At 71.9% G+C, this 24,330-nt stretch carries 27 protein-coding genes; 10 read left to right on the top strand and 17 right to left on the bottom strand.

Annotated elements, in window-relative coordinates; all coding sequences use genetic code 11:
* Nucleotide 1: 1 nt before the first annotated feature.
* The 5 genes from ACGWYL_RS10035 to ACGWYL_RS10015 are packed head-to-tail and all read left to right on the top strand — an operon-like array spanning nucleotide 2 to nucleotide 2,982.
* Nucleotides 2-352 carry a DUF1048 domain-containing protein gene (locus ACGWYL_RS10035; protein ID WP_395487091.1) on the top strand — a complete coding sequence of 117 codons (351 nt, stop codon included), beginning with the start codon at nucleotides 2-4 and terminating at the stop codon, nucleotides 350-352.
* Nucleotides 349-1,107 (top strand): ABC transporter ATP-binding protein, encoded by a 759-nt coding sequence (locus ACGWYL_RS10030; RefSeq protein ID WP_179425773.1) that lies wholly within the window; start codon nucleotides 349-351, stop codon nucleotides 1,105-1,107. The genes ACGWYL_RS10035 and ACGWYL_RS10030 overlap by 4 nt, the downstream gene beginning before the upstream one ends.
* Nucleotides 1,104-1,889 carry an ABC transporter permease gene (locus ACGWYL_RS10025; RefSeq protein WP_395487090.1) on the top strand — a complete coding sequence of 262 codons (786 nt, stop codon included), beginning with the start codon at nucleotides 1,104-1,106 and terminating at the stop codon, nucleotides 1,887-1,889. The genes ACGWYL_RS10030 and ACGWYL_RS10025 overlap by 4 nt, the downstream gene beginning before the upstream one ends.
* Nucleotides 1,886-2,521 carry a class I SAM-dependent methyltransferase gene (locus ACGWYL_RS10020; RefSeq protein ID WP_395487089.1) on the top strand — a complete coding sequence of 212 codons (636 nt, stop codon included), beginning with the start codon at nucleotides 1,886-1,888 and terminating at the stop codon, nucleotides 2,519-2,521. Before ACGWYL_RS10025 ends, ACGWYL_RS10020 begins: the two co-directional genes overlap by 4 nt.
* A gap of 32 nt (nucleotides 2,522-2,553) precedes the next feature.
* Nucleotides 2,554-2,982, top strand: coding sequence for a hypothetical protein (locus ACGWYL_RS10015; protein WP_179425779.1), 429 nt, complete (start codon nucleotides 2,554-2,556; stop codon nucleotides 2,980-2,982).
* Here ACGWYL_RS10015 and ACGWYL_RS10010 read toward each other — a convergent pair.
* The 4 genes from ACGWYL_RS10010 to ACGWYL_RS09995 are packed head-to-tail and all read right to left on the bottom strand — an operon-like array spanning nucleotide 2,942 to nucleotide 6,706.
* Nucleotides 2,942-3,421 (bottom strand): MarR family winged helix-turn-helix transcriptional regulator, encoded by a 480-nt coding sequence (locus tag ACGWYL_RS10010; RefSeq protein ID WP_179425781.1) that lies wholly within the window; start codon nucleotides 3,419-3,421, stop codon nucleotides 2,942-2,944. The two genes, ACGWYL_RS10015 and ACGWYL_RS10010, sit on opposite strands and share 41 nt — an antisense overlap.
* Nucleotides 3,414-4,271 carry an LLM class flavin-dependent oxidoreductase gene (locus ACGWYL_RS10005; protein ID WP_395487088.1) on the bottom strand — a complete coding sequence of 286 codons (858 nt, stop codon included), beginning with the start codon at nucleotides 4,269-4,271 and terminating at the stop codon, nucleotides 3,414-3,416. The genes ACGWYL_RS10010 and ACGWYL_RS10005 overlap by 8 nt, the downstream gene beginning before the upstream one ends.
* Nucleotides 4,268-6,046, bottom strand: a complete 1,779-nt coding sequence (locus tag ACGWYL_RS10000; RefSeq protein ID WP_395487087.1) for an FAD-binding oxidoreductase — start codon at nucleotides 6,044-6,046, stop codon at nucleotides 4,268-4,270. The genes ACGWYL_RS10005 and ACGWYL_RS10000 overlap by 4 nt, the downstream gene beginning before the upstream one ends.
* 9 nt (nucleotides 6,047-6,055) lie before the next feature.
* The gene (locus ACGWYL_RS09995) at nucleotides 6,056-6,706 is read right to left on the bottom strand and encodes a dihydrofolate reductase family protein (protein ID WP_179425785.1); all 651 of its coding nucleotides are present in this window, start codon (nucleotides 6,704-6,706) and stop codon (nucleotides 6,056-6,058) included.
* A gap of 68 nt (nucleotides 6,707-6,774) precedes the next feature.
* Here ACGWYL_RS09995 and ACGWYL_RS09990 point away from each other — a divergent pair, with 68 nt between their 5' ends.
* Nucleotides 6,775-7,272, top strand: coding sequence for a hypothetical protein (locus ACGWYL_RS09990; protein WP_179425787.1), 498 nt, complete (start codon nucleotides 6,775-6,777; stop codon nucleotides 7,270-7,272).
* A 6-nt stretch (nucleotides 7,273-7,278) separates the two neighbouring features.
* Here ACGWYL_RS09990 and ACGWYL_RS09985 read toward each other — a convergent pair whose 3' ends face one another.
* From ACGWYL_RS09985 to ACGWYL_RS09940, 10 genes are all read right to left on the bottom strand, one after another.
* A complete protein-coding gene (locus ACGWYL_RS09985) occupies nucleotides 7,279-7,686 on the bottom strand; it encodes a hypothetical protein (protein ID WP_179425789.1) in 408 nt (135 codons plus the stop codon).
* A gap of 20 nt (nucleotides 7,687-7,706) precedes the next feature.
* On the bottom strand, nucleotides 7,707-8,648 hold the full coding sequence (locus tag ACGWYL_RS09980) for a DUF1214 domain-containing protein (protein ID WP_395487086.1): 942 nt from the start codon (nucleotides 8,646-8,648) through the stop codon (nucleotides 7,707-7,709).
* A gap of 3 nt (nucleotides 8,649-8,651) precedes the next feature.
* Nucleotides 8,652-8,909, bottom strand: a complete 258-nt coding sequence (locus ACGWYL_RS09975) for a GlsB/YeaQ/YmgE family stress response membrane protein (protein ID WP_179425793.1) — start codon at nucleotides 8,907-8,909, stop codon at nucleotides 8,652-8,654.
* Nucleotides 8,910-8,971: 62 nt separating this feature from the next.
* The gene (locus ACGWYL_RS09970; protein WP_395487085.1) at nucleotides 8,972-11,545 is read right to left on the bottom strand and encodes a LuxR C-terminal-related transcriptional regulator; all 2,574 of its coding nucleotides are present in this window, start codon (nucleotides 11,543-11,545) and stop codon (nucleotides 8,972-8,974) included.
* Between the two features lie 55 nt (nucleotides 11,546-11,600).
* Complete coding sequence (locus tag ACGWYL_RS09965; protein WP_269305964.1) at nucleotides 11,601-11,993, bottom strand: SHOCT domain-containing protein; 393 nt, start codon at nucleotides 11,991-11,993, stop codon at nucleotides 11,601-11,603.
* Between the two features lie 120 nt (nucleotides 11,994-12,113).
* On the bottom strand, nucleotides 12,114-13,022 hold the full coding sequence (locus ACGWYL_RS09960; protein ID WP_395487084.1) for a glycine betaine ABC transporter substrate-binding protein: 909 nt from the start codon (nucleotides 13,020-13,022) through the stop codon (nucleotides 12,114-12,116).
* A gap of 73 nt (nucleotides 13,023-13,095) precedes the next feature.
* On the bottom strand, nucleotides 13,096-14,016 hold the full coding sequence (locus ACGWYL_RS09955; protein WP_179425797.1) for a proline/glycine betaine ABC transporter permease: 921 nt from the start codon (nucleotides 14,014-14,016) through the stop codon (nucleotides 13,096-13,098).
* Nucleotides 14,016-15,236 (bottom strand): glycine betaine/L-proline ABC transporter ATP-binding protein, encoded by a 1,221-nt coding sequence (locus ACGWYL_RS09950; RefSeq protein WP_395487083.1) that lies wholly within the window; start codon nucleotides 15,234-15,236, stop codon nucleotides 14,016-14,018. The genes ACGWYL_RS09955 and ACGWYL_RS09950 overlap by 1 nt, the downstream gene beginning before the upstream one ends.
* Nucleotides 15,237-15,472: 236 nt before the next feature.
* Nucleotides 15,473-16,036, bottom strand: a complete 564-nt coding sequence (locus ACGWYL_RS09945) for a hypothetical protein (RefSeq protein WP_395487082.1) — start codon at nucleotides 16,034-16,036, stop codon at nucleotides 15,473-15,475.
* Nucleotides 16,037-16,121: 85 nt separating this feature from the next.
* Entirely contained in the window at nucleotides 16,122-16,412 is a 291-nt protein-coding gene (locus tag ACGWYL_RS09940; RefSeq protein ID WP_179425803.1) for a hypothetical protein, read from the bottom strand.
* 88 nt (nucleotides 16,413-16,500) lie between these two features.
* On the opposite strand from ACGWYL_RS09940, the gene ACGWYL_RS09935 reads away from it, so the two are divergent.
* From ACGWYL_RS09935 to ACGWYL_RS09925, 3 genes are read left to right on the top strand one after another with little or no spacing between them, the layout of a single operon-like run.
* A complete protein-coding gene (locus tag ACGWYL_RS09935; protein WP_395487081.1) occupies nucleotides 16,501-18,462 on the top strand; it encodes an MFS transporter in 1,962 nt (653 codons plus the stop codon).
* Entirely contained in the window at nucleotides 18,459-19,004 is a 546-nt protein-coding gene (locus ACGWYL_RS09930; RefSeq protein WP_269305955.1) for a TetR/AcrR family transcriptional regulator, read from the top strand. Before ACGWYL_RS09935 ends, ACGWYL_RS09930 begins: the two co-directional genes overlap by 4 nt.
* 38 nt (nucleotides 19,005-19,042) lie before the next feature.
* Entirely contained in the window at nucleotides 19,043-20,713 is a 1,671-nt protein-coding gene (locus tag ACGWYL_RS09925; RefSeq protein WP_395487080.1) for an ABC1 kinase family protein, read from the top strand.
* Between the two features lies 1 nt (nucleotide 20,714).
* Here ACGWYL_RS09925 and ACGWYL_RS09920 read toward each other — a convergent pair whose 3' ends face one another.
* Genes ACGWYL_RS09920 through ACGWYL_RS09910 form a run of 3 tightly spaced genes read right to left on the bottom strand, consistent with a single transcriptional unit; the run spans nucleotide 20,715 to nucleotide 23,870 of the window.
* Nucleotides 20,715-22,397 (bottom strand): phytoene desaturase family protein, encoded by a 1,683-nt coding sequence (locus tag ACGWYL_RS09920; RefSeq protein WP_395487079.1) that lies wholly within the window; start codon nucleotides 22,395-22,397, stop codon nucleotides 20,715-20,717.
* 39 nt (nucleotides 22,398-22,436) lie between these two features.
* Nucleotides 22,437-23,090, bottom strand: a complete 654-nt coding sequence (locus tag ACGWYL_RS09915) for a TetR/AcrR family transcriptional regulator (protein ID WP_179425813.1) — start codon at nucleotides 23,088-23,090, stop codon at nucleotides 22,437-22,439.
* A gap of 30 nt (nucleotides 23,091-23,120) precedes the next feature.
* Entirely contained in the window at nucleotides 23,121-23,870 is a 750-nt protein-coding gene (locus tag ACGWYL_RS09910) for a helix-turn-helix domain-containing protein (RefSeq protein ID WP_395487078.1), read from the bottom strand.
* A gap of 112 nt (nucleotides 23,871-23,982) precedes the next feature.
* On the opposite strand from ACGWYL_RS09910, the gene ACGWYL_RS09905 reads away from it, so the two are divergent.
* Nucleotides 23,983-24,327 carry a DUF1330 domain-containing protein gene (locus ACGWYL_RS09905; RefSeq protein WP_179425815.1) on the top strand — a complete coding sequence of 115 codons (345 nt, stop codon included), beginning with the start codon at nucleotides 23,983-23,985 and terminating at the stop codon, nucleotides 24,325-24,327.
* The last annotated feature ends 3 nt before the right edge of the window (nucleotides 24,328-24,330 follow it).

The raw sequence follows: 24,330 nt of genomic DNA, 5'->3' as shown, positions 1-24,330 counted from the left end.
CATGACCAACCCCATCTCCCGCATGATCGGCGAGAAGAAGCAGTGGCGGCAGTACAAGGCGCGCGTCGCGGCACTCCCCCAGCCGCACCGCGCGGCCGCCGAGGCGGTCGAGCACTACCTGATGCGCGTCGGCGCGGTGTTCGTGAGTGACGCCCAGGGCCTGATGCAGATGTTCGACGACCTGGCCGAGCTCTTCGAGCAGTCCGCCGCCGACGGCACGCCCGTCCGCGACATCGTCGGCGACGACCCCGTCGCGTTCGTCGAGGACTTCATCACCAACTACCCGTCCGGCCGCTGGCTCACCAAGGAGCGCGAGCGGCTGATCGAGACGATCACGAAGGCGGGGACATGAGCGCGATCAGCGTCCGCGACGTCCGGAAGTCGTTCGGCACGGTGGAGGTGCTGCGCGGGGTCGACCTCGAGATCGAGACTGGCAGCGTGTTCGCCCTGCTCGGCTCCAACGGCGCGGGCAAGACCACGCTGGTGCGGATCCTGGCCACCCTGCTGCGTGCCGACGCCGGCGAGGCCACGGTCGAGGGCTTCGACGTGGCCACGCAGGGCGGCGACGTCCGCGGCGCGATCAGCCTCACCGGGCAGTTCGCCGCCGTGGACGGGATGCTCACGGGCCGCGAGAACCTCGTGCTCATCGCCCGGCTCCGGCACGTCGACGATCCCGGTGCCGTCGCCGACGAGCTGCTCGCGCGGTTCGACCTCGTCGAGGCCGGCGCCCGGCGCGTGGGCACCTACTCCGGCGGCATGCAGCGGCGGCTCGACATCGCGATGAGCCTCATCGGCGACCCGCCGGTCGTCTTCCTCGACGAGCCCACCACCGGGCTCGACCCGCAGGCGCGGCTGGAGGTCTGGCGCACGATCGAGCGACTCGCCGCCGGCGGCACCACCGTGCTGCTCACCACGCAGTACCTCGACGAGGCCGAGCACCTCGCCGACCACATCGCGATCCTGCACGGCGGCCGGATCATCGCGCACGGCACGCTCGAAGAGCTCAAGCGGCTGCTGCCGCCCGCGAAGGTCGAGTACGTCGAGAAGCAGCCCACCCTCGAGGAGATCTTCCTCGCGATCATCGGCACGCCCGAGGAGGCGGCATGACCACCCACTCCGTTCGATGGACCCCCCTCAGTGACACCGCGGCCCTCACCGGCCGGTCGCTGCGGCACGTGCTGCGCAGCCCCGACACGATCATCACGACCACGGTCATGCCGATCATGTTCATGCTGCTGTTCGTCTACGTGTTCGGCGGCGCGATGGAGGTCGGCACCGACGACTACGTCGACTACCTGCTGCCCGGCATCCTGCTGATCACGGTCGCGTCCGGCATCGCCTACACGGCGTTCCGGCTGTTCATGGACCTGCAGGGCGGGATCTTCGCGCGCTTCCAGTCCATGCCGATCGCCCGGTCCGCCGTGCTGTGGGCGCACGTGCTGACCTCGCTCGTCGCGAACCTCGTCTCGCTGGCCGTCGTGGTCGGTGTGGCACTGCTGATGGGCTTCCGGTCGAGCGCCGGCGTGCTGGAGTGGCTCGCGGTGCTGGGCCTGCTGGTGCTGTTCACGCTGGCTCTCACGTGGCTCGCCGTGATCCCGGGACTGACGGCGAAGTCCGTCGACGGCGCGAGCGCGTTCGCGTACCCGCTGATCTTCCTGCCGTTCCTCAGCTCGGCGTTCGTGCCCACCGAGACGATGCCCGGGCCCGTGCGCGCCTTCGCCGAGAACCAGCCAGTGACGTCGATCGTGGACGCCCTCCGCGGGCTGCTCGACGGGCAACCCGTCGCCTCGGACGTGCTGATGGCGACCGCCTGGTGCGTGGCCCTCCTGGTCGCCTCATGGGTCCTCGCGACCGCGGTCCACCGGCGGAAGGTCAGGATGGGGGCATGACCTCCTCGCCGCAGCCCCGCTGGTTCACCGACACGAAGCCCGGCCACTCCCAGTGGTTCATCGAGCGCTTCCGGGCGCTGGAGGCCGACGGCGCCGACCTGCTCGGCGAGGCGCGGTTCGCCGACATGCTGGCGGCACGCGGATCGCGGATCCTCGACGCCGGCTGCGGCACCGGGCGGATGGCGGCGGCGCTGCACGAGGCCGGGCACACGGCCTACGGCGTCGACGTCGACCCCGAGCTGATCGCCGCCGCCGAGACCGACCACCCCGGGCCGACGTATGGCGTCGCCGACCTCAGCGAGCTGGCGCTCTCGGACGTGGGCGGCGAGCCGGTCGACCTGGTCATGTGCGCCGGGAACGTGATGGTCTTCCTCGCCCCGGGCACCGAGCGGCTGGTCCTCGAGCGGCTGTGCGCGGTCACCCGTCCCGGCGGTCGCGTGGTGGTCGGCTCGCGCCCCGGAGGCGACTACGCGTTCGAGGCCCTCGACGCCGACCTCGCCTCGCTGGAGGAACGCGGCATCGCCACCGTCCAGCACCGCTTCGCCACGTGGCACCTCGACCCGTTCGAGCCCGGCGGCGAGTTCGCCGTCACGGTCCTGGAGCGCGGAGAGGCCCCGATCGACGTAGCGTGAAGGGGAACCCGATCCTCGAAGGAGACTCCCCCATGAAGCTGGCCGAACTCCCCCTGCGCCTCGCCACCGGAGCGTTCATCCTCAACAGCGGCCTGAGCAAGCGGAACCTGCCGCCCGAGGCGGCCGAGGGTCTCCAGGGCATGGCCGCGAACGCCGTGCCGCAGGCCAAGGAGATGGAGCCGACGGCGTTCGGCAAGGCGCTCAGCAACGGTGAGATCGCGCTCGGCGCGGCCCTGCTGGCCCCGTTCGTGCCGTCCGCGGTGGCCGGCGCCGCGCTCACCGCGTTCGGCGGCGGGCTCATCAAGATGTACCTCAGCACGCCGGGCATGACCGCCGAGGGCTCGAGCGTCCGCCCGAGCCAGGACGGCACCGCGATCGCCAAGGACATCTGGCTCGTCGGCGCCGGCCTCAGCCTGCTGATCAGCGGTCTGACGCCGAAGAAGCCCCTGATCGGGCACTGAGCCGACCGACCACCGCCTCCGCCGCGTCGCGCAGCGCCTCTAGCTGTGAGGGACTCAGCGCGTCGAAGAACAGGTCGCGCACCTGCGCCACGTGCGCCGGCGCGGCGGAGCGGACGGTCGCCCAGCCGTCCTCGGTGAGCGCCACGAGGGGCGCGCGTCCGTCCTCCACGCACGCGTCGCGGCGCACCAGGCCGCGCTGCTCCATGCGCCGGACCTGATGCGCGAGACGGCTCTTCTCCCAGCGGAGGCGGCAGCGCAGCTCGCGCGCTCGCAGGACGCCATCGGCCTCCTCGGAGAGGTGCGCCAGCACGGCGTAGTCGGCCGCCGAGAGGTCGGCGTTCGCCTTCAGGCCCTGCGCCAGCTCGGCCATCAGGTCGTCGTGCATCGCAAGCAGTGCGCGCCACGTGCGCTGCTCCTCGTCGTCGAGCCACTCAGCCACGATCGACCAGCTCGCGCACGGCGGGGGCGATCTCGGCCGCGAACCGCTCGGTCGTGGCGGTGTCATCGGACGCGACGATGAACCCACTCGTGCCGTAGGACAGCGCGATGTCCGCCAGCTGCTCGGCCGACAGGTCAGGCCCGATGTTGAGCAGTCGACGGATGTCGCGCGGGTCGCGTCCCGCGCCGACGGCGGCGTCGTCGATGCGCCGGTTCATGTCGGCCAGGTCCGACGCGCCACCCTCGAGGTACGACAGCGAGGGCAGCCAGCCGTCGGCGACCCGTCCCGTCATCCGCAGGATCCGCGGCTTGTACGCGCCGACCCAGATGCCCACCGGGTGCGCCGGCGCCGGGCCGCGCTTCGCGCCGTGCACGTCGTAGTGCTTGCCGCGCACCGAGAGCACGGCGCCGTTCTCCGCGTCCCAGATGCCCCGGATGATCTCGATGGCCTCCTCGAGCGCTTCGATCGACTCGCCCGGGGTGCGGCGTGGGCCGCCCATCGCCACGATGCCGTCCCAGAACGCGCCGGCGCCGAGCCCGAGCTCGATGCGGCCACCGGTGAGCTGGTCGAGCGTGGCGACCGCGCGGGCCAGCACGGCCGGCGGCCGCAGCGGCAGGCTCGTGACGTTCGCCGCCAGCCGGACCCGCTCGGTTCTGGCCGCCACATAGGCCAGCAGGGTGGAGGTGTCGTGGAACTTCGCGACGTACGGGTGGTCCTGGAAGGTCACGAGGTCGAGACCCGCGCGGTCGGCCACGACCGCCTGCTCGACGGCGTGCTGGACGGGCCGGTTCGCCGGGGTGACGAAGGTGCCGAACAGCAGGTCGTGGCCGTAGGCGGTGGTGTCGGTCATGAGGCGCTCCTGGTCTCGGGGACGTCGATGTTGAAGTTGTCGCGGAAGAGGTTGTCCGGGTCGAGCTCGGCCTTCAGCCGCCGTAGTCGCGCGAGCGTCGCCGGCGGGAACGCGTCGGCGAGCCGCGCCGGATCGTCACTGCTCTCGAAGCTCAGGTAGAGCCCGTCGGACTGGCGGCGCACGGAGTCGAACCAGTAGTCGAGCCGTTGGGCGTTCGAGCCCATCGCGGTGATCGAGTAGGTCGCGTCGCGGTGGGCGTAGGCCGTGGCGTCCGACGGCACGTCGGCGACGGCACCGCCGACGGTGCGGACCTGGAAGAAGTGCGAGGCACCGCTGTTGATCAGGTCGGCCGAGGCGGACGCGAGTCCGGGCGTCATCTCGCGGGCCAGGACCGAGCGCGAGACGGGTTCGCCGCGACCGTGGTGCGGCGTCTCGGGAAACATGTTCATCACCGCCGCATACGGCGCGACGACGACCTGCTGCTGCACGAGCGGCGCGGCCTCGGCGAACGGCTGCAGCTGGCTCACGATGACGTCGGGGTCGGACGAGTCGACCATCGCCATCACCTGCGCCATGCCCTGACCGAGGATGAGGAACGGCGTGGTCTCGCGGGGCAGGTCGGCCACGACGCGACCGAACGACTCGAGGTAGGCAGCGGGATCGGGGGCACGGAACGCCAGCTGCGCCCAGCCGACGTCGGCGACCTCGTCCACCTCGAACTCGAAGGCGACGGCGATGCCGAAGTTGGCCCCGGCACCGCGGGCCGCCCAGAACAGCTCCTCGTGCTCGTCCGCCGTCGCGCGCACGAGACGGCCGTCGGCGAGCACCATCTCGACGGCGCGCAGGTGGTCGATGGTCAGGCCGTGCGCACGGCCGAGGAAGCCGATGCCGCCGGCCGTGGCGAGTCCGCCGACGCCCACTCCGCCGTAGTCGCCCGAGCTCAGGGCCCAGCCGTGCGGCTGGAGCGCCGTCGCGACGTCGCGCCAGCGCGCGCCGGGCTCGATGCGGACGAGCCGGGTGGCCTCGTCGAGGACCGTGATCGCGTTCATCCGACCGAGGTCGATGACGAGGCCGCCGTCGTTCGTCGAGCGGCCGCTGATGCCGTGTCCGCCGCTTCGGATCCCCAGCGGCAGGTGGCGGTGGGTGCGCGCGAAGGCGATCGCGCTGGCGACCTCGTCGGCGTTCGTCGGACGCAGGACGAGGCCGGGATCGCCGCCGCGCAGATAGGTCGATCGGAGCCCGGGGAACTCCGGATCGCCGGGCTCGACGACCCGGTGCGCAAGCTCCTCCGGGACGTGGTCGTAGCCGATGCCGGGGCGCCGCAGGGCGCGTCGGCGCGGTCCCTCGATGGCCTCGCGCACCTTCGGCAGGATCTCCACGGCGAACGTGCGCATCGCCGGCTCGTCCGCCCGGAGGACGAACGTGTCGTGCTCGAGCGCGAGCGCCGCCAGCTCGGCGATGCTCTCCGTGGTGATCGGGACCGCGCTCGCGTCGTCACGTGGCCAGACCGGGCTGACGACCTCGATGCGGCCGCCCGAGAGTCGCTCGAGGGTGCCCACGGCATGGGCGAGCATCTCGGGCGTCCGCTCGTCCGCGTCGACGCGCGCCACGAGGTGCAGCGCCTCGGTGCGCGCAGCCGCCCAGGCCGCCGTAGTGAGCGCGTCGTCGTCGGTCAGGAGGGCGAAGTCGTAGCCGAGCGCGTCGACGAGGTGGGCCGTCGCTGCCGTGGCCTCGACGCCGAACCGGAGCGGCCGGCCGTTCGCATAGGTTGACACATCAACATCTTACGTGGCCCTGCGTGAGAAGGTCACGTGCACGACACCGCTCTCGGCGGTCTCGGTGTGCGGGTCGTGGGTCAGCTCGAGGCCGCGCAGGTCGTCCCACAGTCGGATGCCGTCGCCCAGGATCATCGGCGTGATGCCCACGTGGAGCCGGTCGACGAGCCCCGCCCTGAGGAACTCGCGCACGGTCGACGCGCCGCCGCCGATGCGCACGTCGCCCCCGTTCGCCGCTTCCGTCGCCCGGTCGAGCGCCTCCTGCGGCGTGGCGGAGAGGAAGTGGAAGACCGTGCCGTTCTCGAACTCGATGTCGGCGCGCGGCGTGTGCGTCAGGACGAACACCGGGACGCGGAACGGCGGCTCCTCACCCCACCAGCCGCGCCAGTCCGGATCGTCGGGGAAGGTGTGGAGGCCGAACATGCCGGCGCCCATGACCTCGGCCGCGATGCCCTCGAAGTAGGCGGCGGCGTAACGGTCGTCGACGCCGGTGGTGCCCTCGCCGCTGGTGTCGCCGAACACACGCTCGCGGAACGTGCGCGTCGCGGCGTAGGCGGCGACGAGGCGCATCCAGTCCTGCCCGATCGGGTCGTCCGGCGTCCCGTCGGTGGTGGTGGCGAAGCCGTCGAGGGAGATGTTCAGATCCACGCGCACGCTCATGGGTCCTCAGTCTGGAGGCCGCGGGGCACCCCGACAAGACCGCGCCGCCCGTCCACTAGCGTGAGCCCGTGACCACGACGACCCGCCGCTTCGGCCACCGTCTCCTGCGTGACATCGGCGCGCCGGTCGAAGGCACGATCGTCGGCGCCGCGGCCGTCACCATCGCCGGCGCGCACGCGAGCTCGGCCGCCCGTGTGACGGTCGCGTGGGCGGTGGTGATCGTCGTGTATTGGCTCACCCACGTGTACCTGCATGCGCTGCGCGACCAGCTCAGCCGCCAGGCCGCTCCGCTGCACCGGCGTCTGGCCGACAACGCCGGCCTGCAGGTCGGCGTGCTCGTCGGGGGCGTGCCGGTCATCCTGGCCTACCTCGCCGCCGTCGCAGTCGGGCTGAGCCTGAGCGAGGCCGTCTACGTCTCGATCGGGTGGACGATCGTCCAGCTCGGCGGCACGGTCTTCATCGCGTCACGCGCGGCGCGCCTGTCGACGCGCCGCGCGTTCCACGAGTCCCTCATGGCCAGCCTGCTGGGCTTCCTGCTGCTGGGCGCGAAGGTCTTCCTGCACTGACCTCGCTCAGCAGCTGAAGCCGGAGGCGGCCCGGTCGCGCGCCGCCTGCAGCTGGGCGAAGTCGTCGACGAGGGAGGCGCGCGCCTCCTCGGGAGTGGAGCTGCCGTCCACGTTCTCGACCGCGTCCTCGAAGCGGTCCCACGCGTCGTCCACCTCGTCCCAGGACGCCTCGTCGGCCTCCTCGATCCGATCCTCGGCCTTCTCGATCGCCTTGCGGACCTCGAAGCGGGCGTCGCGCCACTCGTCGACCGTGGACTGGGCGTTCAGGGTCGACCCGACGTCGGCCAGCGTGGTGCGCAGCTCGTCGATCGCCTCGCAGGCGGCGGCCTCCTTCTCCTCCTGCGACTGGCCACAGGCGCTCAGGCCGAGGGTCAGCGCACTGGCGGTCAGGACGGTGGCGAGGGTCTTCTTCATGGTGCTCCTGCTCGGGGATGTCATGGGAGGGGGACGAGTGCGGGGACCTGCCACGTGCCGTCGAGGATCTCGCGGCGCGGGCGGTACAGGCGGACGAGGAAGTTCCAGCCCTCGGGCGTGGGGATCACGTTGGGCACCTCGGGCCCGAAGTCGCCGAAGCGCACGGTGACCGAGCCGTCCTCGTTCCGGGCTGCGGTGATGTCGTTGAGGTTGTAGGCGTCGCGGTCGTTCTTCGCGAAGAAGCCCTTCGCGTCGTAGACCGAGACCGACCAGAAGCCGTCGACGGGCACGTCGCGCATCGTCAGCTCGAAGCGTCCGTCGCCCTCGGGCTGGACGCCCACGTAGGCGGCCTCGGAGCTGGGCAGTCCGCCCCAGCCCGCGGCCGTGCCGATGAGGTGGCGGACGGGATCGACGTCCTCGGGACGGCCGAACATCCGGTCGAAGCCGGTGAGGCCGCGGGCGAGGTCGAGCAGCGCGTCGCGCGTGGCGTCGAAGCTCGACGAGTCGTAGTCGGCCATCGCGAACGGCTCGGACGAGCCGGCCTCGAGGGTCACCTGGTCCTGGAGGCGGTTGACCTCGGCGACGTCGGCGGGATCCTGCGAGTCCACCAGGATCCGCAGCGCCACGGCGGCATACCGCGAGCCGACCTGGGCCTGCGTGAGGCGGTGGGTGCCGGAGTCGTGCAGCACGAGCGGGACGAAGTGGCCCTCGTTGACGACCATCGCCGACAGGTACCGCTCGCCGCAGTCGGGCAGCGTCAGGATCGCGTCCTGCGCGAGGTCGACGACGGCGAAGCTGTACAGGGTGTCGCGATTGAGCCGTACGACGAGCTGGTGGTCGACGGGCGAGGGCTCGCGCACGTGCGAGAACGCGTTGACGCCGCCGGCGTCGGCCTGCAGGTCGCGAAGCATGCGGGAGTTCTCGGCGTCGACGAAGTTGTCGACGTTGACGTGTACGGGCACGGATCAGGCCTTGCGCGAGGCGAGGGCGCCCCAGGCAGCGGTCACCACGAGCGCACCGAGGAACGAGCCGATGAGGCCACTGGCCCGCAGCTCGATCCCGTCGCCGGCGATGAGGCTCGACACGAGACCGCCGAGCAGCGAGCCGAGCAGGCCGGCGACGATCGCCACCGTCCAGTTCACCGATTCCATGCGACGGCCCAGGACCATCTGCGCCAAGCCGCCTACGAGGATTCCGAACACGATGATCGCGATGATGAGCATGGGCACAGCGTAGAGCTCCGACGCGTCGGCGAGCGATGGTTGCCGCGCGGTCCGCGCGCCATTCACCCTCCCAGGGTGAGTCGCACGGCCTCGCGCCGCGTCGAGGCGCCCAGCTTGCGGTAGATCGAGCGCTGGTGCGTCTTGAGCGTGTTGGGCGATACGTGCAGCGCCGCGGCGATCTCGGCGTTCGTCATGGTGCTGCGCATGTAGGCCAGGATCTCGCGCTCGCGCGGTGAGAGGGCCGCCACGCCGGACGTCTCCTCGTCGACGGCGCCCGCGGCCAGCAGGCCGGCCACGAACTCCGGGTGGTGGGTGCCGCCCTCCAGGTGGGCCTCCAGCATCCGGCGCATGCCGGGCAGCGACAGGTCGTACGGCTGCGTGATGCCGAGCGGCACCGCCAGGTCGAGGCTGCGCTCCAGCAGCCGCGCGGCCGAGGCGTGCTGCGCGCGCTGGCGCTGGACGAGGGCGTTCAGAGCCAGCGCTGCGACCCGGAGGTAGAGGGGCAGCAGCTCCAGCGGGGACAGCCGGCGCAGCTGGGCGGCGACCTCGGGCCAGCGACGCGCCCGGCACATCAGCACGGCGGCCTGGAGTCCGATCACGGGCACGTGGCCGCGATCGACGGCGGCCCGAGCGAGCTCGAGCGCGGTCGCGAGGTCCCCCTGGGCCGCGCGGATCATCGCCGCAGCCATCGTGGAGTAGTGACCCCACGGCACGCCGTGCTGGTCGACGCTCGGGACGTCGCGCCGCAGCGCCTCGGCACGCTCCAGCCGACGCGGGTCACCGGTGTCGCAGGCCACGAACGTGCACATGATCCGCGCCAAGGGCGCGTAGGCCGCGGCCTCGTGCCGCTCGAGGACCTCGAGGAACCGGGTCTCCGCGGTCGTCGGGTCCCCCGACCAGTAGGCGATCCACCCCTCGGCGAAGGCCTCGATGCCGCCGTCGTAGACGTTCCACAGGTCGGTGCCGCGGCGCGTTCCGGGACCGAGCAGCTCCAGCTCACGCCTCGCGACCACGAAGTCACCGGCGAACGCGGCCGCGAAGGCGGCGTTGGCGTGGGCCCGGTGGGCCAGGACCGTGGCCCCGCGGCGCTCGGCGAGCTGGCTCGCGCTGCGCAGCAGCTCAAGTGCGACGAGTGGCTTCCGCCGCAGTCGCATCTCCGCCCAGCCCAGCAGGAACAGCGTGTCTGCGTGCGCCGGGTCGCCGGGAGCGAGGTGGGTGCGCAGCAGCTCGTCGAGCTCGTCGCAGGCCGCCGCCAGCTCGGCGCCGTCGTCGATCACCAGCAGGCGCCCCCGGGCGAGGGCGAGCCGCGCGCGGTCGGAGGACTCGGTGGCCCGTCCCGTCGCCTGCTCCAGCAGCATCGTCGCCACGGCGCGCTGCCCGCCGAGGTCGGCGCAGACGGCCTCGACGACGAGGATCACGGGGTCCTCGCGGTGGCTCTGCGGCAGGCCGTCGACCGCCGCGCGCAGGACGTCGAGGTCACCCTCGATCACGAGGGACAGCCAGTGCGCGGCGATCGTCCCCAGGACGAGGTCCGGATCGCCGGCGACGCGCGCCACGTCGAGCGCGGCCAGCGGGTCCGTGGGTCCGGCGAGGCGTGCGGCCGTGCGGCACAGCCGGACGAACTCGGCCGGATCGCTGCGTCTCAGGAGCGCGCGGCAGACCTGGGCGAAGCGGGCGTGCCAGCGGTACGCCACGTGCCCGTCGTGAGAGATGCGGGTGAGGAAGAGGCCGCGCGCCTCGGCGTCGGCCAGCAGCTGCTCCACGTCGTCGCGCCCCGACAGCTCGCGCGCGGTCCAGTGGTCGAACTGGTCGAGCACCGTGGTGCGCAGGGCGACCTCCCGCAGCGGCGCGGGCAGCCGGGCGAGGACCTCGAGCTCGATGTACTCCCCCACCGACTCCTCGGTGCCCGGAAGGGTCGAGCCGGGCGTCAGCAGGTCGAGCCGCACGGCGACGGGCCAGCCGCCCGTGGCCCGCACGATCTGGTCGGCGTCGTCCCCGTCGAGCCGAGCGTCGACGCCCCGCCCGACCTCGATGACCTCGTCGAGTGTCATCCGCAAGTCGTCGGCCGCGACCTGGACGGCACGGCCGGTCGGGCGGTGGCGGACGAGTCCGGGTGCGGGCGCTCGTGTCGCCAGGACGATCGAGAGGTGGCGTGGCGCCGCCGCGAGGAGGTCGGCCACGAGGCCGTGTTCGGTGAGGCCGGGCACCTCGTGCGCGTCGTCGAGCGCCAGGACCACCCGGTCGGGAAGCGCATCAAGCGCCGTCAGCAGCTCGCCGAGCAGCTCCTGCAGCGGTGCCGCCCGACCTCGGAGCCGGGCAAGCTGCGCGTACTCGTCGCCCGCGGTCGCTGCCGCCGCGGCCAGCGAGGCGAGGACGACGTTCGCGAGGCGCTGGGGGTTCTGGGCGTGGGTGCTCAGCGAGACCCAGCCGACGGGGCACGACTGCGCGCGCGCCCACTCCGCCAACACCGTGCTCTTGCCGAACCCGGCCGGCGCGACGATCTCCACCGCCGACGTGCCGGCCACGGCCTCGGTCAGGACCTCGACGAGCCGAGGTCGCGGGACGATCCCGGGCGCCGGCTCGGGCGGGCGGATCGCCATCCACGGCGCCGACCCGTCGACGATGGCCTGCCCCATGCGGGGCAGGCTATCGCAGGCGCTGCGCGCCCCGGTCCAAACGTCCGACGGTCGATCAGGCGAGCGCCTTGGCCTTCAGGACCTCGAACTCCTCGGCCGAGATCGTGCCCTCGTCGAGCAGCGCCTTGGCGATCGCGATCTGGTCGGCAGGACCGGCCGCGCCGGCCGGGGTTGCGGCCACCTCGCGGATGTAGCTCTCGGTCGCGCGACGCGAGCGCTCGGCCGCCGCGATCGAGCGCTCCGTCATCCCCCGGCCCCGGAAGATCACGTAGACCAGCGCCGTCAGCGCGGGCACGAAGATCAAGAACAGCAGCCAGACGGCCTTGAGCCAGCCTGACAGCTCGTGATCGCGGAACAGGTCGGCGATGACGTTGAACAGCACGATCAGGTAGGCCACGAAGAAGAAGGCCCAGAGCATCACCAGCACGAAGTCCCACACGTCGTTCATGTCTCTCCTCGGAGTCGGGGCGCGAGCGCGCCGGGACGATCCTCGCGGCTGGAGAGGTGCAGAGTTTCGTGCACGAAGGGAATTCACCCTGCGCGGGTGACCCGCGCAGGGTGAAGCGGCTCAGCTCTTCAGGTTGTCGACGAAGTCCGGGTTCTCGTCGAGCCAGGTCTTGACGGCGGCCTCGACACCGGCCTCCTTGTCCGCGTCGTACGCGTCGACCACGGACTTCTCGAGCGAGCCGTAGGTCTCGTCGTCGAGCGTGAAGTTCGCGAACATCTTCGCGACCTCCGGGTGCTCGTCGCCGAAGCCCTTCGTCGCGATCGCGTGCAGGGCCTCGGTCTTGCCGAGCGCGCCGTCCGGGTCCTCGAGGTCCTTGACCTTGAACTGGGCGTTGGCCCAGAACGGACGCCACAGGGTCACCACGATCTCGCGCTGGTCCTTCACGGCCTTCTGCAGCTCGGCCAGCATCGCGGTCGTCGAGGACTCGACGAGCGTGAAGTCGTCGTCCAGGCCGTACGCCGGGATGACGCTCTCCTTGGTGGTCTTGGTCAGGCCGGCGCCGGGCTCGATGCCGATGATCTTGCCGTCGAGCTCCTTGGCGTAGTCGGGCAGATCCGCGATCGAGGAGATCTTCGAGTACTCTGGGACGGCCAGGGTCAGCGCAGCGCCCTCGTAGTAGGCGCCCAGGTCCTCCAGGTCGTCGCCGTACTGGTCCATGTACGCCTCGTGCGTGACCTCGGACCAGGCCGAGGGGTACACGTCGATGTCGCCCTTGGCGACACCGGTGTAGAGCGGCGCGGCGTCGGCGATGTCCTTGATCTCGACGTCGTAGCCCTCGCGGTCGAGGATCTCCTTCCACAGGTACGCCGTGCTGAGGCCGTCGGTCCACGACGGGATGATGCCCAGGGTGATGCTCTTGTCAGCGCCCCCGGCACCGTCTCCGTCGTCGGAGCCACAGGCGGCCAGGCCGGCGCAGAGGGCCACGAGCGCCGCGGTCATTCCCACCACGCGGCGGATGTGTGTCGTCAACTTCTTCTCCTTGTTTCGTGTTGCTTCGTCAGGTTCGAGAATCGTGCGTTCAGTCAGTGCGAGAGGTGCGTGATCAGGCGGCGAGGGCGGGCTCCTCCGCTTCTCGCGAGCGCCGTCGCGACGGCCGGCGCCGCTTGCGCGCGCCGACGCCCGCGGTGACGCGGTCGAGGTAGATCGCGAGCGCGACCACGGACAGGCCCGCCTCGAAGCCCAGACCGACGTCCAGGCGCGAGATCGAGGTCATCACCGCGCCGCCCAGGCCGCCGCCGCCGACGAGTCCGGAGATCACCGCCATGGACAGCGCGAGCATGATCACCTGGTTGACGCCGGCCATGACGGTCGGCATCGCCAGCGGCAGCTGGATGCCGCCGAGGATCTGCCGCGGGGTGCCGCCGAAGGCGTGACCCGCCTCGACGATCTCGCGGTCCACCTGGCGGATGCCGAGCTCGGTGAGCCGCACCGCGGGTGGGAGCGCGAAGATCACGGTCGCCACCAGACCCGCGGCGACGCCGATGCCGAAGAGCATGACGACCGGCACGAGCCAGACGAAGGCCGGCATCGTCTGCATGAGGTCCATGACCGGCCGCACGAGGCGACTCACGCCGTCCCAGCGCGCGGCCGCGACGCCGATCGGCACGCCGATGAGGAGGGCGATCGCACTCGCGACGAGCACCACCGAGAGCGTCTGCATCGCGTTGTCCCACTGGTCCATCGCGATGACCGCGGTGAGGATGAGCGCCGCGCCGATCCCGAGTCGCCAGGTGGCTGACAGCGCGGCGATCACGGCCATGACGAGCACGGTGACGAGCGCGGGCGGCCACTGGAGCAGGTCGGTCAGCGCGCCCGAGACGGCGCCGATGCCGTCGGCGATCGCGTCGAAGAACCCGCCGGCATGGTCGAGGACCCAGTCGAACGCGACCTCGATCCACTCGCCCACGGGGATCCGCGGGACGCCGGACTCCACGGTGTCGATGGTTGCCAGGGTGGAAGTCATCACACTGCTCCTGCCGTCGTGCCGATGCCGTTGTCGCCGGTCTCCTTGCCGCCGACGGAGCCCAGCGCGCTGAGCAGCGTCACCCGCGGGATCACCCCGATCAGCCGGTCGTCCTCGACGACCGCGAGCGCCGCCGGGCTGTCCGCCGCGGCGCCGAAGAGGTCGACGACGGGCACGTCGGGACGCACCGTCACCGCGGGCCGCACCAGTCCGTCGAGCGACTCCTGGCCGCGGGCCAGCGCGGAGACGACGTCCTCCTCGAGCACGACGCCTCGCAGCCGCCGCTCGCGGTCGACGACCATCAGGGTGGAGATCTGGTGCTCGCGCAGGAGTCGGTGCGCGGCGCGCGGCCCCTGGAGCGAGCCGAGCACGGCCACCGGCGGCTCCATGACCGAGGCCGCCGTCAGCACCCGGGTCCAGTCCACGTCCTGGACGAACTGGGCGACGTAGTCGTTCGCGGGGTTGTTGAGGATCTGCTCGGCCGTGCCGACCTGCACGACGCGTCCGTCCCGCATCATCGCGATGCGGTCGCCCAGTCGCATGGCCTCGTTGAGGTCGTGCGTGATGAACAGGATCGTCTTGCCCAGCCGGTGCTGCAGCTCGACCAGCTGGTCCTGCATCTCACGGCGGATCAGGGGATCGAGCGCACTGAAGGCCTCGTCCATCAGCAGCACGTCCGTCCCGGCGGCCAGCGCCCGCGCGAGGCCGACGCGCTGACGCATGCCTCCGGAGAGCTCGTCGGGCATGGAGTCGCCCCAGCCGTCCAGCCCCACCATCGCCAGGGCCTCGTTCGCCGCGCGCTCACGATCACTGCGGTTCAGACCCCGCAGCTTCAGGCCGTAGGCGGCGTTCTCGCCGACCGTGCGGTGCGGCAGCAGGGCGAAGTGCTGGAACACCATGCTCACCTGGTCGCGGCGGATCTCACGCAGCTGCTTGGCATTCGCGCGACTGACGCTCTGCCCGCCGACCGCCAGCTCGCCCGCGGTGGGGGTCAGCAGACCGTTGACCATGCGGATCAGCGTGGACTTGCCCGAGCCCGACAGGCCCATCACGACGAAGATCTCGCCGGCCTCGACGTCGAAGCTCGCGTCGATCACGGCCGGAACGAGGCCGCGCTCCATCAGGTCCTGTCGCGAGGCTCCCTGTCGCAGCGGCTCGAGCGCGCGTTCGGGTCGCTTGCCGAAGACCTTGAAGACGCTCTCGGCTTGGATGACTGGCACTCGCGCTCCTGCGGATCGGTGGTCGGGTCGGGAGCGTCGCTCCCACGACGAGAGCCGATCTCTCCGGTTCGACCACCATGCGATCGCCACATCAAGCCAGGCACCACACGACAGAAATCGTCCGATGAACGCTCACGCCGCGTCCTCGAACGTATCAAGGCCCGGCGGGGCACCGAGCACCCGGTGCAGGCGAAGGGCGGCCCCAGGTGGGATCGGGCCGCCCTTCTCCTGCTCCCTCAGAACCGCGAGAACGGCCTCGGCGTCGCGTAGCCGAAGGTCGCGTTCTCCGTGAAGGCGTCGACCCCGAAGGTGGCGTTGAGCGCACCCGCGGCGGTGTCGGTGAGCGTCAGCCGCACCGCGCCGAGGTCACGACGATCCGAGCTGCGGATCTTGAAGAGGTCCACCCGGCCGACGTCGCCGATCGTGCCGGTCACCTTGCCGCTGACGCGTCCCCGCGCCAGGTCGATGGTGAAGTCGGAGACCGTGATCGTCGACGCGCCGGCGGTCAGGCTGAGGCCGCCGCTGTGCTTGATCTGCAGACCCTTGAGGCGGTAGCCCGTGATCGGGAACCGGGCGGCGAGCGTGCCCTTGTACGCGAACGCCTTCGCGCCCGCGGTCGGAGCGGGGGTGATGCCCGCGCCCGCGATCAGGTCGTAGACCGGCGGTGCCACGACGACCTGCGTGTAGCCGACCTTCTTGCCGCTGTGCTTCGCCGACGTGGCCTGCGCCGGTGCCCCCAGGGCGGTCGCCATGCCGAGCGTGAGCACGACCGTCAGCAGCGCGAGAATTGCCTTCCTCATGATGGATTCCCCTTTCGGCGACCGGCGGATCCGGCCGCTCGAGGGGGCTTCGTAGGCGGCTTCGATTCGGATGGGTCCGAATCGGTCAGGCCCTGTGGGCCTTCCAGATGCCCATCAGGAACAGGCTGATCGCCGACGCGATGGCCAGGGCGGTCCAGCCGGCAGTGACGCCGTCGACGGCACCCGAGCGGGCGGGGCCGAGGCTGAGCAGCGCGACGACCGAGGCCGCCCAGCAGCCCACGGCGACGAGCATGCCGATGCCGAGGATGACGCCGCCGATGTGGGAGGGTCTGGTGCCGTCGCGGTGGGCCTGGTCCTGCGGCTGGCCGACGTGCGGCACGTGCAGGTGCGGCAGGTGGAGATGAGCAGTGGCCATGATGCTCTCCTTCGCTCGAGGTCGCATCGACCGGTCCTTCGACTGTACGCCTGGTGCGCCGGGTCGACAACGGTGATTGAATGGCGCCGTGAACAAGCGTTCACGGCGTCACGAGGCGCCGGCTCCCAGTGCGGCACTGATCGTGACGACGCTGTCGCTGTGCGGCATCGTCGTCTCGCTCCAGCAGACGCTCCTGCTCCCCCTGCTCCCGGTCCTGCCGGACCTGCTCGACACGTCGGTCGACAGTGCCTCGTGGCTCGTCACCGCGACCCTGCTGGCCGGAGCGATCGCCACGCCGACCGTGACGCGCCTGGCCGACATGTACGGCAAGCGCCGCATGCTGATGCTGGCCCTCACGATCTCGGTCCTCGGCTCGCTCCTCGGCGCGTTCAGCCAGGACCTGCCGCTGCTGATCGTCGCCCGGGCCCTGCAGGGCGTGGGCACCGCCGTGGTCCCGGTCGGCATCGCGATCATGCGCGACGAGCTGCCGCGCGAGCGGATCCCGCTGGGCGTGGCCCTCATGAGCGCGACGCTCGCGATCGGCGCGGGTGTCGGGCTGCCGGTGGCCGGCCTGATCTCCGAGCACCTCGACTGGCACGCGATCTTCTGGGTGACCGGCGCCGTCGGTCTCGTCCTGCTCGGCGCGGCCATGGCGGTCCTGCCCGAGTCCCCGGTCCGCACCCGCGGCACCTTCGACATCCGCGGCGCCGTCCTGCTGTCGGCCGCGTTGACCGCCCTCATGCTCGCGATCTCGAAGGGCTCGATCTGGGGCTGGACCTCGCCGACGACGCTCGGCCTGGTCGTCGTGGGCGGCCTGCTGCTGGCCGCGTGGGTCCCCATCGAGCTGCGGACGCCCAGCCCGCTGGTCGACCTGCGCGTCTCGTCGCGCCGCGCCGTCGTGCTGGTGAACTCGACGTCCATCCTCGTCGGGTTCGCGATGTTCGCGAACATGCTGCTCACCACGCAGCTGCTCCAGCTCCCCGAGGAGACCGGGTTCGGGCTCGGCCTCGGCGTGCTGGAGACCGGCTGGTGGATGGTGCCGAACGCGGCCGCGTTCGGCCTGATGGCGCCGGTCTCGGCGTGGCTGACACGCCGCTTCGGCCCCCAGGTGACCGCCCTGTCCGGGACGCTGATCATGGGCGTCGCCTACATCCTGCGCGTGTTCCTCAGCGACGACCTCGCCCAGGTCGTGATCGGCTCGGTGATCGTCGGGATGGGCACCGCCATGGTCTACGGCGCGCTGCCGACGATGATCATGCGCGCCGTCCCGGTCACCGAGACGGCGTCGGCGAACGGCCTGAACGTGCTGCTGCGCTCGATCGGCACCACGAGCGCGAGCGCGATCGTCACGGCCGTCACGTCCGCGTTCGTCGTGACGGTCGGCGGGCAGGAGGTGGCCGGCGAGCAGGCCATCACCCTGCTGTTCTGGCTCGCGGCGGCCACGTCCCTCGCGGCGGCGGCGGTCACGGTCCCGACGCTGCGGATGCAGGACTTCTCCCCCGACGCCGACCGCGCCGGCACGGCGACCACGAGCCGCCCGACCCGCGTCGTGCGTGGCCAGGTCGTCGACGAGCAGGCCCGCCCGGTGCGCAGCGCCGTCGTGACCGTGCTGACCACCGACGGCAGCGCCGTCGACTGGGGCCAGGCCGACTCCGAGGGTCAGGTGGCCGTCGCGGTGCCGGGCCCGGGCGACTACTTCGTCGTCACGTCGGCCGACGGCTGGCAGCCGAGGTCGCGCATCGTCACGCTCGGCGACGAGACGCGGATGCCGCCGCTCGTGCTGCGCCACCGGCTGACGCTCGAGGGCACGATCACCGACACCGACGGCCAGCCCATCCCCGGTGCGCTCGTCATCCTGACGCACCACGCGGGCGAGGCGGTCCACTCCGCGCGCACCGACCACGACGGCCGCTACGCGGTGCCTCGACCGCCGAACGGACGCTACGTGCTCAGCGCGATCGCCGACAACGGCGCGACGGGTGCGCGGCCGGTCACGGTGTGGGAGGCCAACCGCACGGCCGACCTCACGCTCGGGACTCCCCTCGCATGACCGTCCGCGACGAGCCTGCCGCCCTGCGTGCCTCGGTGCTGCGGGCCGCCGCCGAGCTGTTCGCCCGCAACGGCTTCCCCGAGGTGACGATCCGGGCGATCGCCGCGCGCGCAGGCACCTCCCCCGCACTCGTCATGAAGGTCGCGGGCAGCAAGGAGGAGCTCTTCCACCGCACGGCGACGATCAGCGCGCCGACGCTGCCGGACGCCCCCGCGAGCGGCCTGGGCGCCGCCTTGGTCGAGGAGCTCGTCGACCGCCAGCGGCGCGGCGACCTCGAGCACCTGGGTCGTGCGCTGATGCTGCGCGTCAACGCGCCCGATCCCGAGGCGGTCCGCGCGAAGTTCCTGCGCGGCTACGTCGATCCGCTGGCCGAGCGACTCGAGGGCCCCGACGCGCGCCTGCGCGCCGAGCTGGCCGTGGCGGCGCTCACCGGTCTGGCGACCGTGCTGCGCTTCTTCGAGAGCCCCGAGCTGCTGGCCGACCTCGACGGGGTCGAGCAGGCCTACGGCCCGATCGTCCAACGGCTGCTCGACGGCGCGTGAGGGAGCGACCGCCGCCCGACTTGGGCATGCTTGCGGTCATGACGATCCTGGACGACAACCGGTACGTCGCGCTGGCCCGCCTGGTCCGGCGCCACGGCCGGTCCGACCTGCTCGCCGGAGCCCACCTCGACGAGTTCGACATCGACGACGAGACCCCGCTCGGCGACGCCGAGCGCGCGGAGGCCTTCGCCGCCGACCTCGAGCGCATGGGCCCCACGTTCATCAAGCTCGGCCAGCTGCTCTCGACGCGGTTCGACCTGCTGCCGTCCTCGTACACGACGGCGCTCGAGCGCCTGCAGGACGAGGTCGACCCGATCGACTTCGAGACCGTGCGCGAGGTCGTGGAGACCGAGCTCGGGGCCACCATCAAGGAGCGCTTCAGCGACTTCGACCCCGAGCCCCTCGCCGCCGCCTCGCTCGGGCAGGTGCACCGGGCGGTGCTGCGCAACGGGCGCGAGGTCGTGGTGAAGGTCCAGCGGCCCCACGTGCGCGAGACGGTGCGCGAGGACATGAAGGTGCTCGGCCGACTCGCCCGCGTGGCCGACAAGCGCACCGAGGCCGGGCGCAGCTTCGGGTTCGGGCGCCTGCTCGACCAGTTCCGCAGGTCGCTGGCCGGTGAGCTCGACTACCGCCGGGAGGCGCGCAACCTGGTGACCTTCGGCGAGCTCACGGCGGCCTACGACCTGCTCCTGGTCCCCCAGCCCGTACCGGCGTACACGACCTCGAAGGTCCTCGTCATGGACTACGTCGAGGGCCGCAAGGTCACCGACATCGGTCGGCTGGGCCTGGTCGACGTCGACGCGCGGCCCATCGTCGAGCAGCTGTTCAGCGCGTACCTGCACATGATCCTCGACGCCGGCATCCTGCACGCCGACCCGCACCCCGGCAACCTCCTGCTCACCGACGACGGCCGGCTCGCGCTCCTCGACCTCGGCATGACCGCCTCGGTGCCGCCGCGGGTCCAGCACGACATCATCAAGCTGCTGCTGGCCATCAGCGACGGCGACGGTGAGGAGGCCGCCTCGATCCTCGCGAGCGCGGGACACCGGCTCGACGGGTTCGACGCCGCGGCGTTCCGCGACGACGTGGCCCACCTCGTCTCCGAGGCCGTGGCCAGCGGTGCCGACGTCGAGGTCGGTGCCGTGCTGGTGGACCTCAGCCGGCTGTCCGGCAGCCACGGCCTGCGCCCGCCCGCCGAGATGTCGATGGTCGGCAAGGCGCTGCTCAACCTCGACCGCGCCACCTCGCACCTCGACCCCGGCTTCGCTCCCGCCGAGGCGATCCGCGAGAACGTCTCGAACATCTTCACGGCCGGGCTGACGATGTCGCCGGGTGGGATCGTCGCGGCGGCGATCGAGTCGCGGACCTTCGCGGCCGAGCTGCCCAAGCGCGCGAACCGCATCATGGACGCGCTCGCCGAGGGCGAGTTCCGGGTCAAGGTCGACGCGGTCGACGAGGAGCGCCTGCACACCGTGCTCCAGCGCGTCGCGAACCGGCTGACGCTCGGCATCATCATCGCCGCCACGATCCTCGGCGCCGCCCTGACGATGCGCGTTCCCTCGGAGTGGACCCTGCTCGGCTACCCCGGCCTGGCGATGCTGCTGTTCCTCTTCGCCGTGTGCGCGGGCGTCGCCCTGGCCGTCTGGATCGTCATGACCGACCGGAAGGTGGCCCGCACCGAGCATCCGACGGGGCCACCGCGGACCTGACTCAGGCGTCCACCCGCGGGCGTCGTCGCGCGGCCCGTCGGATGACCGAGCCGGGCTTGGACGCGAGCAGCGGGTCGAAGTCCTCGGTGATCTCCGTGAGCCGGGACTCGTCCACGAACACCGCACCGTCGCGAACCTCCTGCACGAGGTCGCGGCCCAGGATCGCGCTCGCCGTGCCCATGCCGCCCCAGATGGTGGCGTTGATGCCGAACAGGAACTCCGTGCTGCCGCCGGCCAGGAACAGGCCGGGGACGTGGGTGGTGACGCGCGGGCGGAACGGGCCGAGGTTCTTCATCAGCGGGGCGATGCCGTAGCAGGAGCCGTCGGTCGCGAGGGTGAACCGCTCCTGCGTGATCGGCGTCGACGCCTCGCAGAACACCATGCGCTCGCGCAGGTCGGGGATCATCATCGAGGCAGTGTCGAGCACACGCTCCGTGAGCTCGGCCTTGAGCTGGCGGTACTGCTCGTCGCGGCCGTAGCCCGCGCCCTGCGTCGGGTCCGAGTCCACGTTCCAGAACGCGTGCTCCTTCGGCGCGAAGCTCACGAGCTCGAGGGTCGAGTAGCCGGGCGGCGCCGAGTGCGTCCCGTGGGGATCCTTCGCGGTCGGGCAGCTGATGCCCACCGGCATCTGCTCGGGACAGCGGCCCGCGGCCACCTCCCGGTAGTAGCCGTCGACGTCGTGGTTCGGCCACACCCAGGCCAGCGGCGGGGTGTCGCGCTCGCGCAGGTCCACGTCGAGTGCGACGTAGACCGCGAACATCGGCAGTGTCATCTCGAGGTCGCGCAGGCGCCGCCGCAGCCGACGGGTGAGGTGCTCGTCGCCCACCAGCTCGGCCCACGTCTTCTTGAAGTCGGCCGCCGACACGACGACCTCCGAGCGGATCTCCTCCCCGCCCACGAGACGGACCCCGGCCGCGCGTCCGTCCTCGATCAGGATCCGCTCGACCGTGGCCTTGGTGCGGACCCGACCGCCGTGGGTCTGGATGACGTCGGTGAGGTGCGCGCCGATCACCTGGCCACCGCCGCGGGGGTAGTAGGCGCCGGCCTGGAGGTAGTGGTGCAGCAGGCCACCGTGCATGACGGCGGGCGTGCGGTGCGGGGGCCAGGTGTAGTCGCCGTTCTCCGCGAGGATCACGGCCTGGGCGTCGGCGCTGAGCCCGCAGGCGTCGAGCAGCTTGGTGATCGGCCGGACGCCCCAGCGCAGCAGCGCCCACGGGCGCCGGCGCGGCTCCTCGCCCGCGGAGATGATGCGCAGGATCCGCACGCAGCGGCGCAGTCCCGCCTCCTCGTCGGGGAACGTCTCGACGAGGCGCTCGAGGTAGGCGTCCCAGCCGGTCGGCGTCTCGAAGGTGGTGCCGGGCACCATGACCCGGCAGTGGCCGTCGGGGTTCTGACGCAGCCACTCGATCCGCCGGGTGAGGGCGAGGCCCGCGAGCGCGGTCTGCATGCGGCCACCCGGCTCGCACTCGCCGACGTAGTGGGTGCCGACGTCGAACTCGAACTTGTTGCCCGCGCGGCGGAAGACCTGCGTGCTGCCGCCGACGACCTGGTTGGCCTCGAGCACCAGCACCCGCTTGCCGTTCGCGGCGAGGTACGCGCCGGTCGTCAGGCCGCCGGGGCCCGCGCCCACGATGACGACGTCCCAGACGGCGGGGTCGCGCGAGGTCGTCGGAGTCTGCGTCATGGCGGCCCTTCGAAGAGTGATCTGGAGTCTGACTCCAAGTCAACCATGCTCGGGCGCCGCGGCACCCACCAACAGGCCTTCGAGCAGCACGAGTCCCGACTCGATCACGGCCGCCTCGACCCGCTCCGGCGAGAGCTCGAGGGCGTCGCGCCGCAGGGCCAGGGCCGCGACGCCGTTCCATGCGCCGAAGAGGAAGAAGGAGGCGAGCTCGGGGTCGACCCGCCGGATCGCGCCGGACTCCACCGCGTCGCGGATGCTCTCCTCGAACTCGCGGCGCAGCTCGCCGAACCGCTCGACGACCTGGACCTCGACGGGAGTCCGCGGCCCGCGCTCCCCCGTCACCATCAGGTACTTCACGACGACGGGGTGGTCGAGCACCAGCCGCAGGTAGGCGGCGCCGACACCGGCGAACCGCTCGAGCGGCGAGGTCTCGGCGGCGTACGCCGCACGCAGCGTCTCGGTGGCGACCGCGACGACCCGTTCGGTCACGGCGGCCAGCAGCCCGTCCTTCGTGCCGAAGTGCACGTAGACCGACGCCGGCGAGACGCCCGCTTGCGCGGCGACGTCCTCGATCCGGATCTCCTCGGGCGCGCGCTGCGACACGAGCAGCTCGGCCGCGTCGAGCAGCGAGGTGCGCGTGCGCTCGCGCCGACGCGCGCCACGCGCCGCGGCGGACTTCTCGGCGTCGCTCACGGCCCCACCCTAGGGGCGGCGACGCCCGGGTCAGCCGAGCGCGCGGCGGGTGGCCTCGTCGGCGGGGTAGAACGCCTCGATCGCGAGCTCGGAGAGCGTCACCTCGCGGGGCGTCCCGAAGACCGTGGTGGTCGAGATGAACGAGAGCACCCCGGCCTCGGTGCGCAGCTGGAACGGCACGACGAGCGCGGGCGAGGTGACCGGCTCGATGCCGCCGGCCACGACCTCGTCGTGCAGCTCGGCGAGGAACGAGTCACCGGTGCTCGTGTGCTCGCGGTGCAGCCGCTCGGCCAGGTGCGCGCGCCACTCGTCGAGGTTCGCGATGCGGGGCGCGAGCCCTCGCGGGTGGATCGACAGGCGGATCACGTTGACCGGCGGCTCCAGCAGGCCGGCGCCGACGCCCGCCAGCAGTCCGTACGTCGCCTCGTTCGCGGCGACGAGGTCCCAGCGGCGGTCCACCACGAGGGCCGGGTAGGGGTGGTGGGCCGCGAGGATCGCCTCCAGCGCGCGGTTCGCCTCGGCCATCGGCGGATCGGCCAGACCGTGCTCGGGGTGCGCGGGCGCGTGCCCGGCGGCGAGCAGCACCTGGTTCTGCTCGCGCAACGGCACGTCCAGCTGGGTGCACAGGCGCAGCACCATCGAGCTCGTGGGACGACTGCGTCCCGTCTCGATCCAGCTGAGGTGCCGCGTGGACACGTCGGCCCGGTTGGCCAGGTCCAGCTGGGAGAGGTGGCGGCGCTGGCGCCACTCGCGGATCAGGGTGCCGGCGGTTGCGCTCACGATCGTCAACCTAGCCACGCGAGGGCATCGTGACCATGACCTCGGAGGTCATCGACCATCAAGCGTGCTCGGGGTGTGATCGAGCCATCCACCCCGACGAACGGAGCACCTCATGACCACCACGACCAAGGCCTACGCCCTCGCCTACCTCCGCGAGGTCGACCTCGGACCCGAGATCGTCGAGTACATCGAGCGGATCGACGCGACGCTGGAGCCCTACGACGGCCGCTTCCTCGTGCACGGCGGTCAGCTCACCGGCATCGAGGGACCCTGGGACGGCGACCTCGTGATCATCGAGTTCCCGAGCGCCGACGCGGCCCGCGCCTGGTACGACTCGGACGCCTACCGGGCGATCCTCGCGCTGCGCACCGAGCACTCGAACTCGATGACCTGCATCGTCGAGGGGGTGCCCGACGGCTACCGCGCCGTCGACAAGATCGCGTCGCTGCAGGCCTAGGAA

The organism is Aeromicrobium sp. JJY06 (genome assembly GCF_044069275.1).
Taxonomy (GTDB): Bacteria; Actinomycetota; Actinomycetes; order Propionibacteriales; family Nocardioidaceae; genus Aeromicrobium; species Aeromicrobium tamlense.
Note: the sequence above shows the minus strand (reverse complement) of the source record. Positions and strands in the feature narration are given on the sequence as shown.

Bases quoted from the DNA above. Each gene is read 5' to 3' on its own strand.
- ACGWYL_RS10030 (WP_179425773.1), top strand. From the start codon at position 349: ATGAGCGCGATCAGCGTCCGCGACGTCCGGAAGTCGTTCGGCACGGTG.
- ACGWYL_RS09970 (WP_395487085.1), bottom strand. From the start codon at position 11,545: ATGGGGCAGGCCATCGTCGACGGGTCGGCGCCGTGGATGGCGATCCGC.
- ACGWYL_RS10035 (WP_395487091.1), top strand. From the start codon at position 2: ATGACCAACCCCATCTCCCGCATGATCGGCGAGAAGAAGCAGTGGCGG.
- ACGWYL_RS09945 (WP_395487082.1), bottom strand. From the start codon at position 16,036: ATGAGGAAGGCAATTCTCGCGCTGCTGACGGTCGTGCTCACGCTCGGC.
- ACGWYL_RS09925 (WP_395487080.1), top strand. From the start codon at position 19,043: ATGACGATCCTGGACGACAACCGGTACGTCGCGCTGGCCCGCCTGGTC.
- ACGWYL_RS09955 (WP_179425797.1), bottom strand. From the start codon at position 14,016: ATGACTTCCACCCTGGCAACCATCGACACCGTGGAGTCCGGCGTCCCG.
- ACGWYL_RS10015 (WP_179425779.1), top strand. From the start codon at position 2,554: ATGAAGCTGGCCGAACTCCCCCTGCGCCTCGCCACCGGAGCGTTCATC.
- ACGWYL_RS09905 (WP_179425815.1), top strand. From the start codon at position 23,983: ATGACCACCACGACCAAGGCCTACGCCCTCGCCTACCTCCGCGAGGTC.
- ACGWYL_RS09920 (WP_395487079.1), bottom strand. From the start codon at position 22,397: ATGACGCAGACTCCGACGACCTCGCGCGACCCCGCCGTCTGGGACGTC.
- ACGWYL_RS09940 (WP_179425803.1), bottom strand. From the start codon at position 16,412: ATGGCCACTGCTCATCTCCACCTGCCGCACCTGCACGTGCCGCACGTC.
- ACGWYL_RS09975 (WP_179425793.1), bottom strand. From the start codon at position 8,909: ATGCTCATCATCGCGATCATCGTGTTCGGAATCCTCGTAGGCGGCTTG.
- ACGWYL_RS09985 (WP_179425789.1), bottom strand. From the start codon at position 7,686: ATGAAGAAGACCCTCGCCACCGTCCTGACCGCCAGTGCGCTGACCCTC.
- ACGWYL_RS09965 (WP_269305964.1), bottom strand. From the start codon at position 11,993: ATGAACGACGTGTGGGACTTCGTGCTGGTGATGCTCTGGGCCTTCTTC.
- ACGWYL_RS10005 (WP_395487088.1), bottom strand. From the start codon at position 4,271: ATGACCGACACCACCGCCTACGGCCACGACCTGCTGTTCGGCACCTTC.
- ACGWYL_RS10020 (WP_395487089.1), top strand. From the start codon at position 1,886: ATGACCTCCTCGCCGCAGCCCCGCTGGTTCACCGACACGAAGCCCGGC.
- ACGWYL_RS09930 (WP_269305955.1), top strand. From the start codon at position 18,459: ATGACCGTCCGCGACGAGCCTGCCGCCCTGCGTGCCTCGGTGCTGCGG.
- ACGWYL_RS10025 (WP_395487090.1), top strand. From the start codon at position 1,104: ATGACCACCCACTCCGTTCGATGGACCCCCCTCAGTGACACCGCGGCC.
- ACGWYL_RS09995 (WP_179425785.1), bottom strand. From the start codon at position 6,706: ATGAGCGTGCGCGTGGATCTGAACATCTCCCTCGACGGCTTCGCCACC.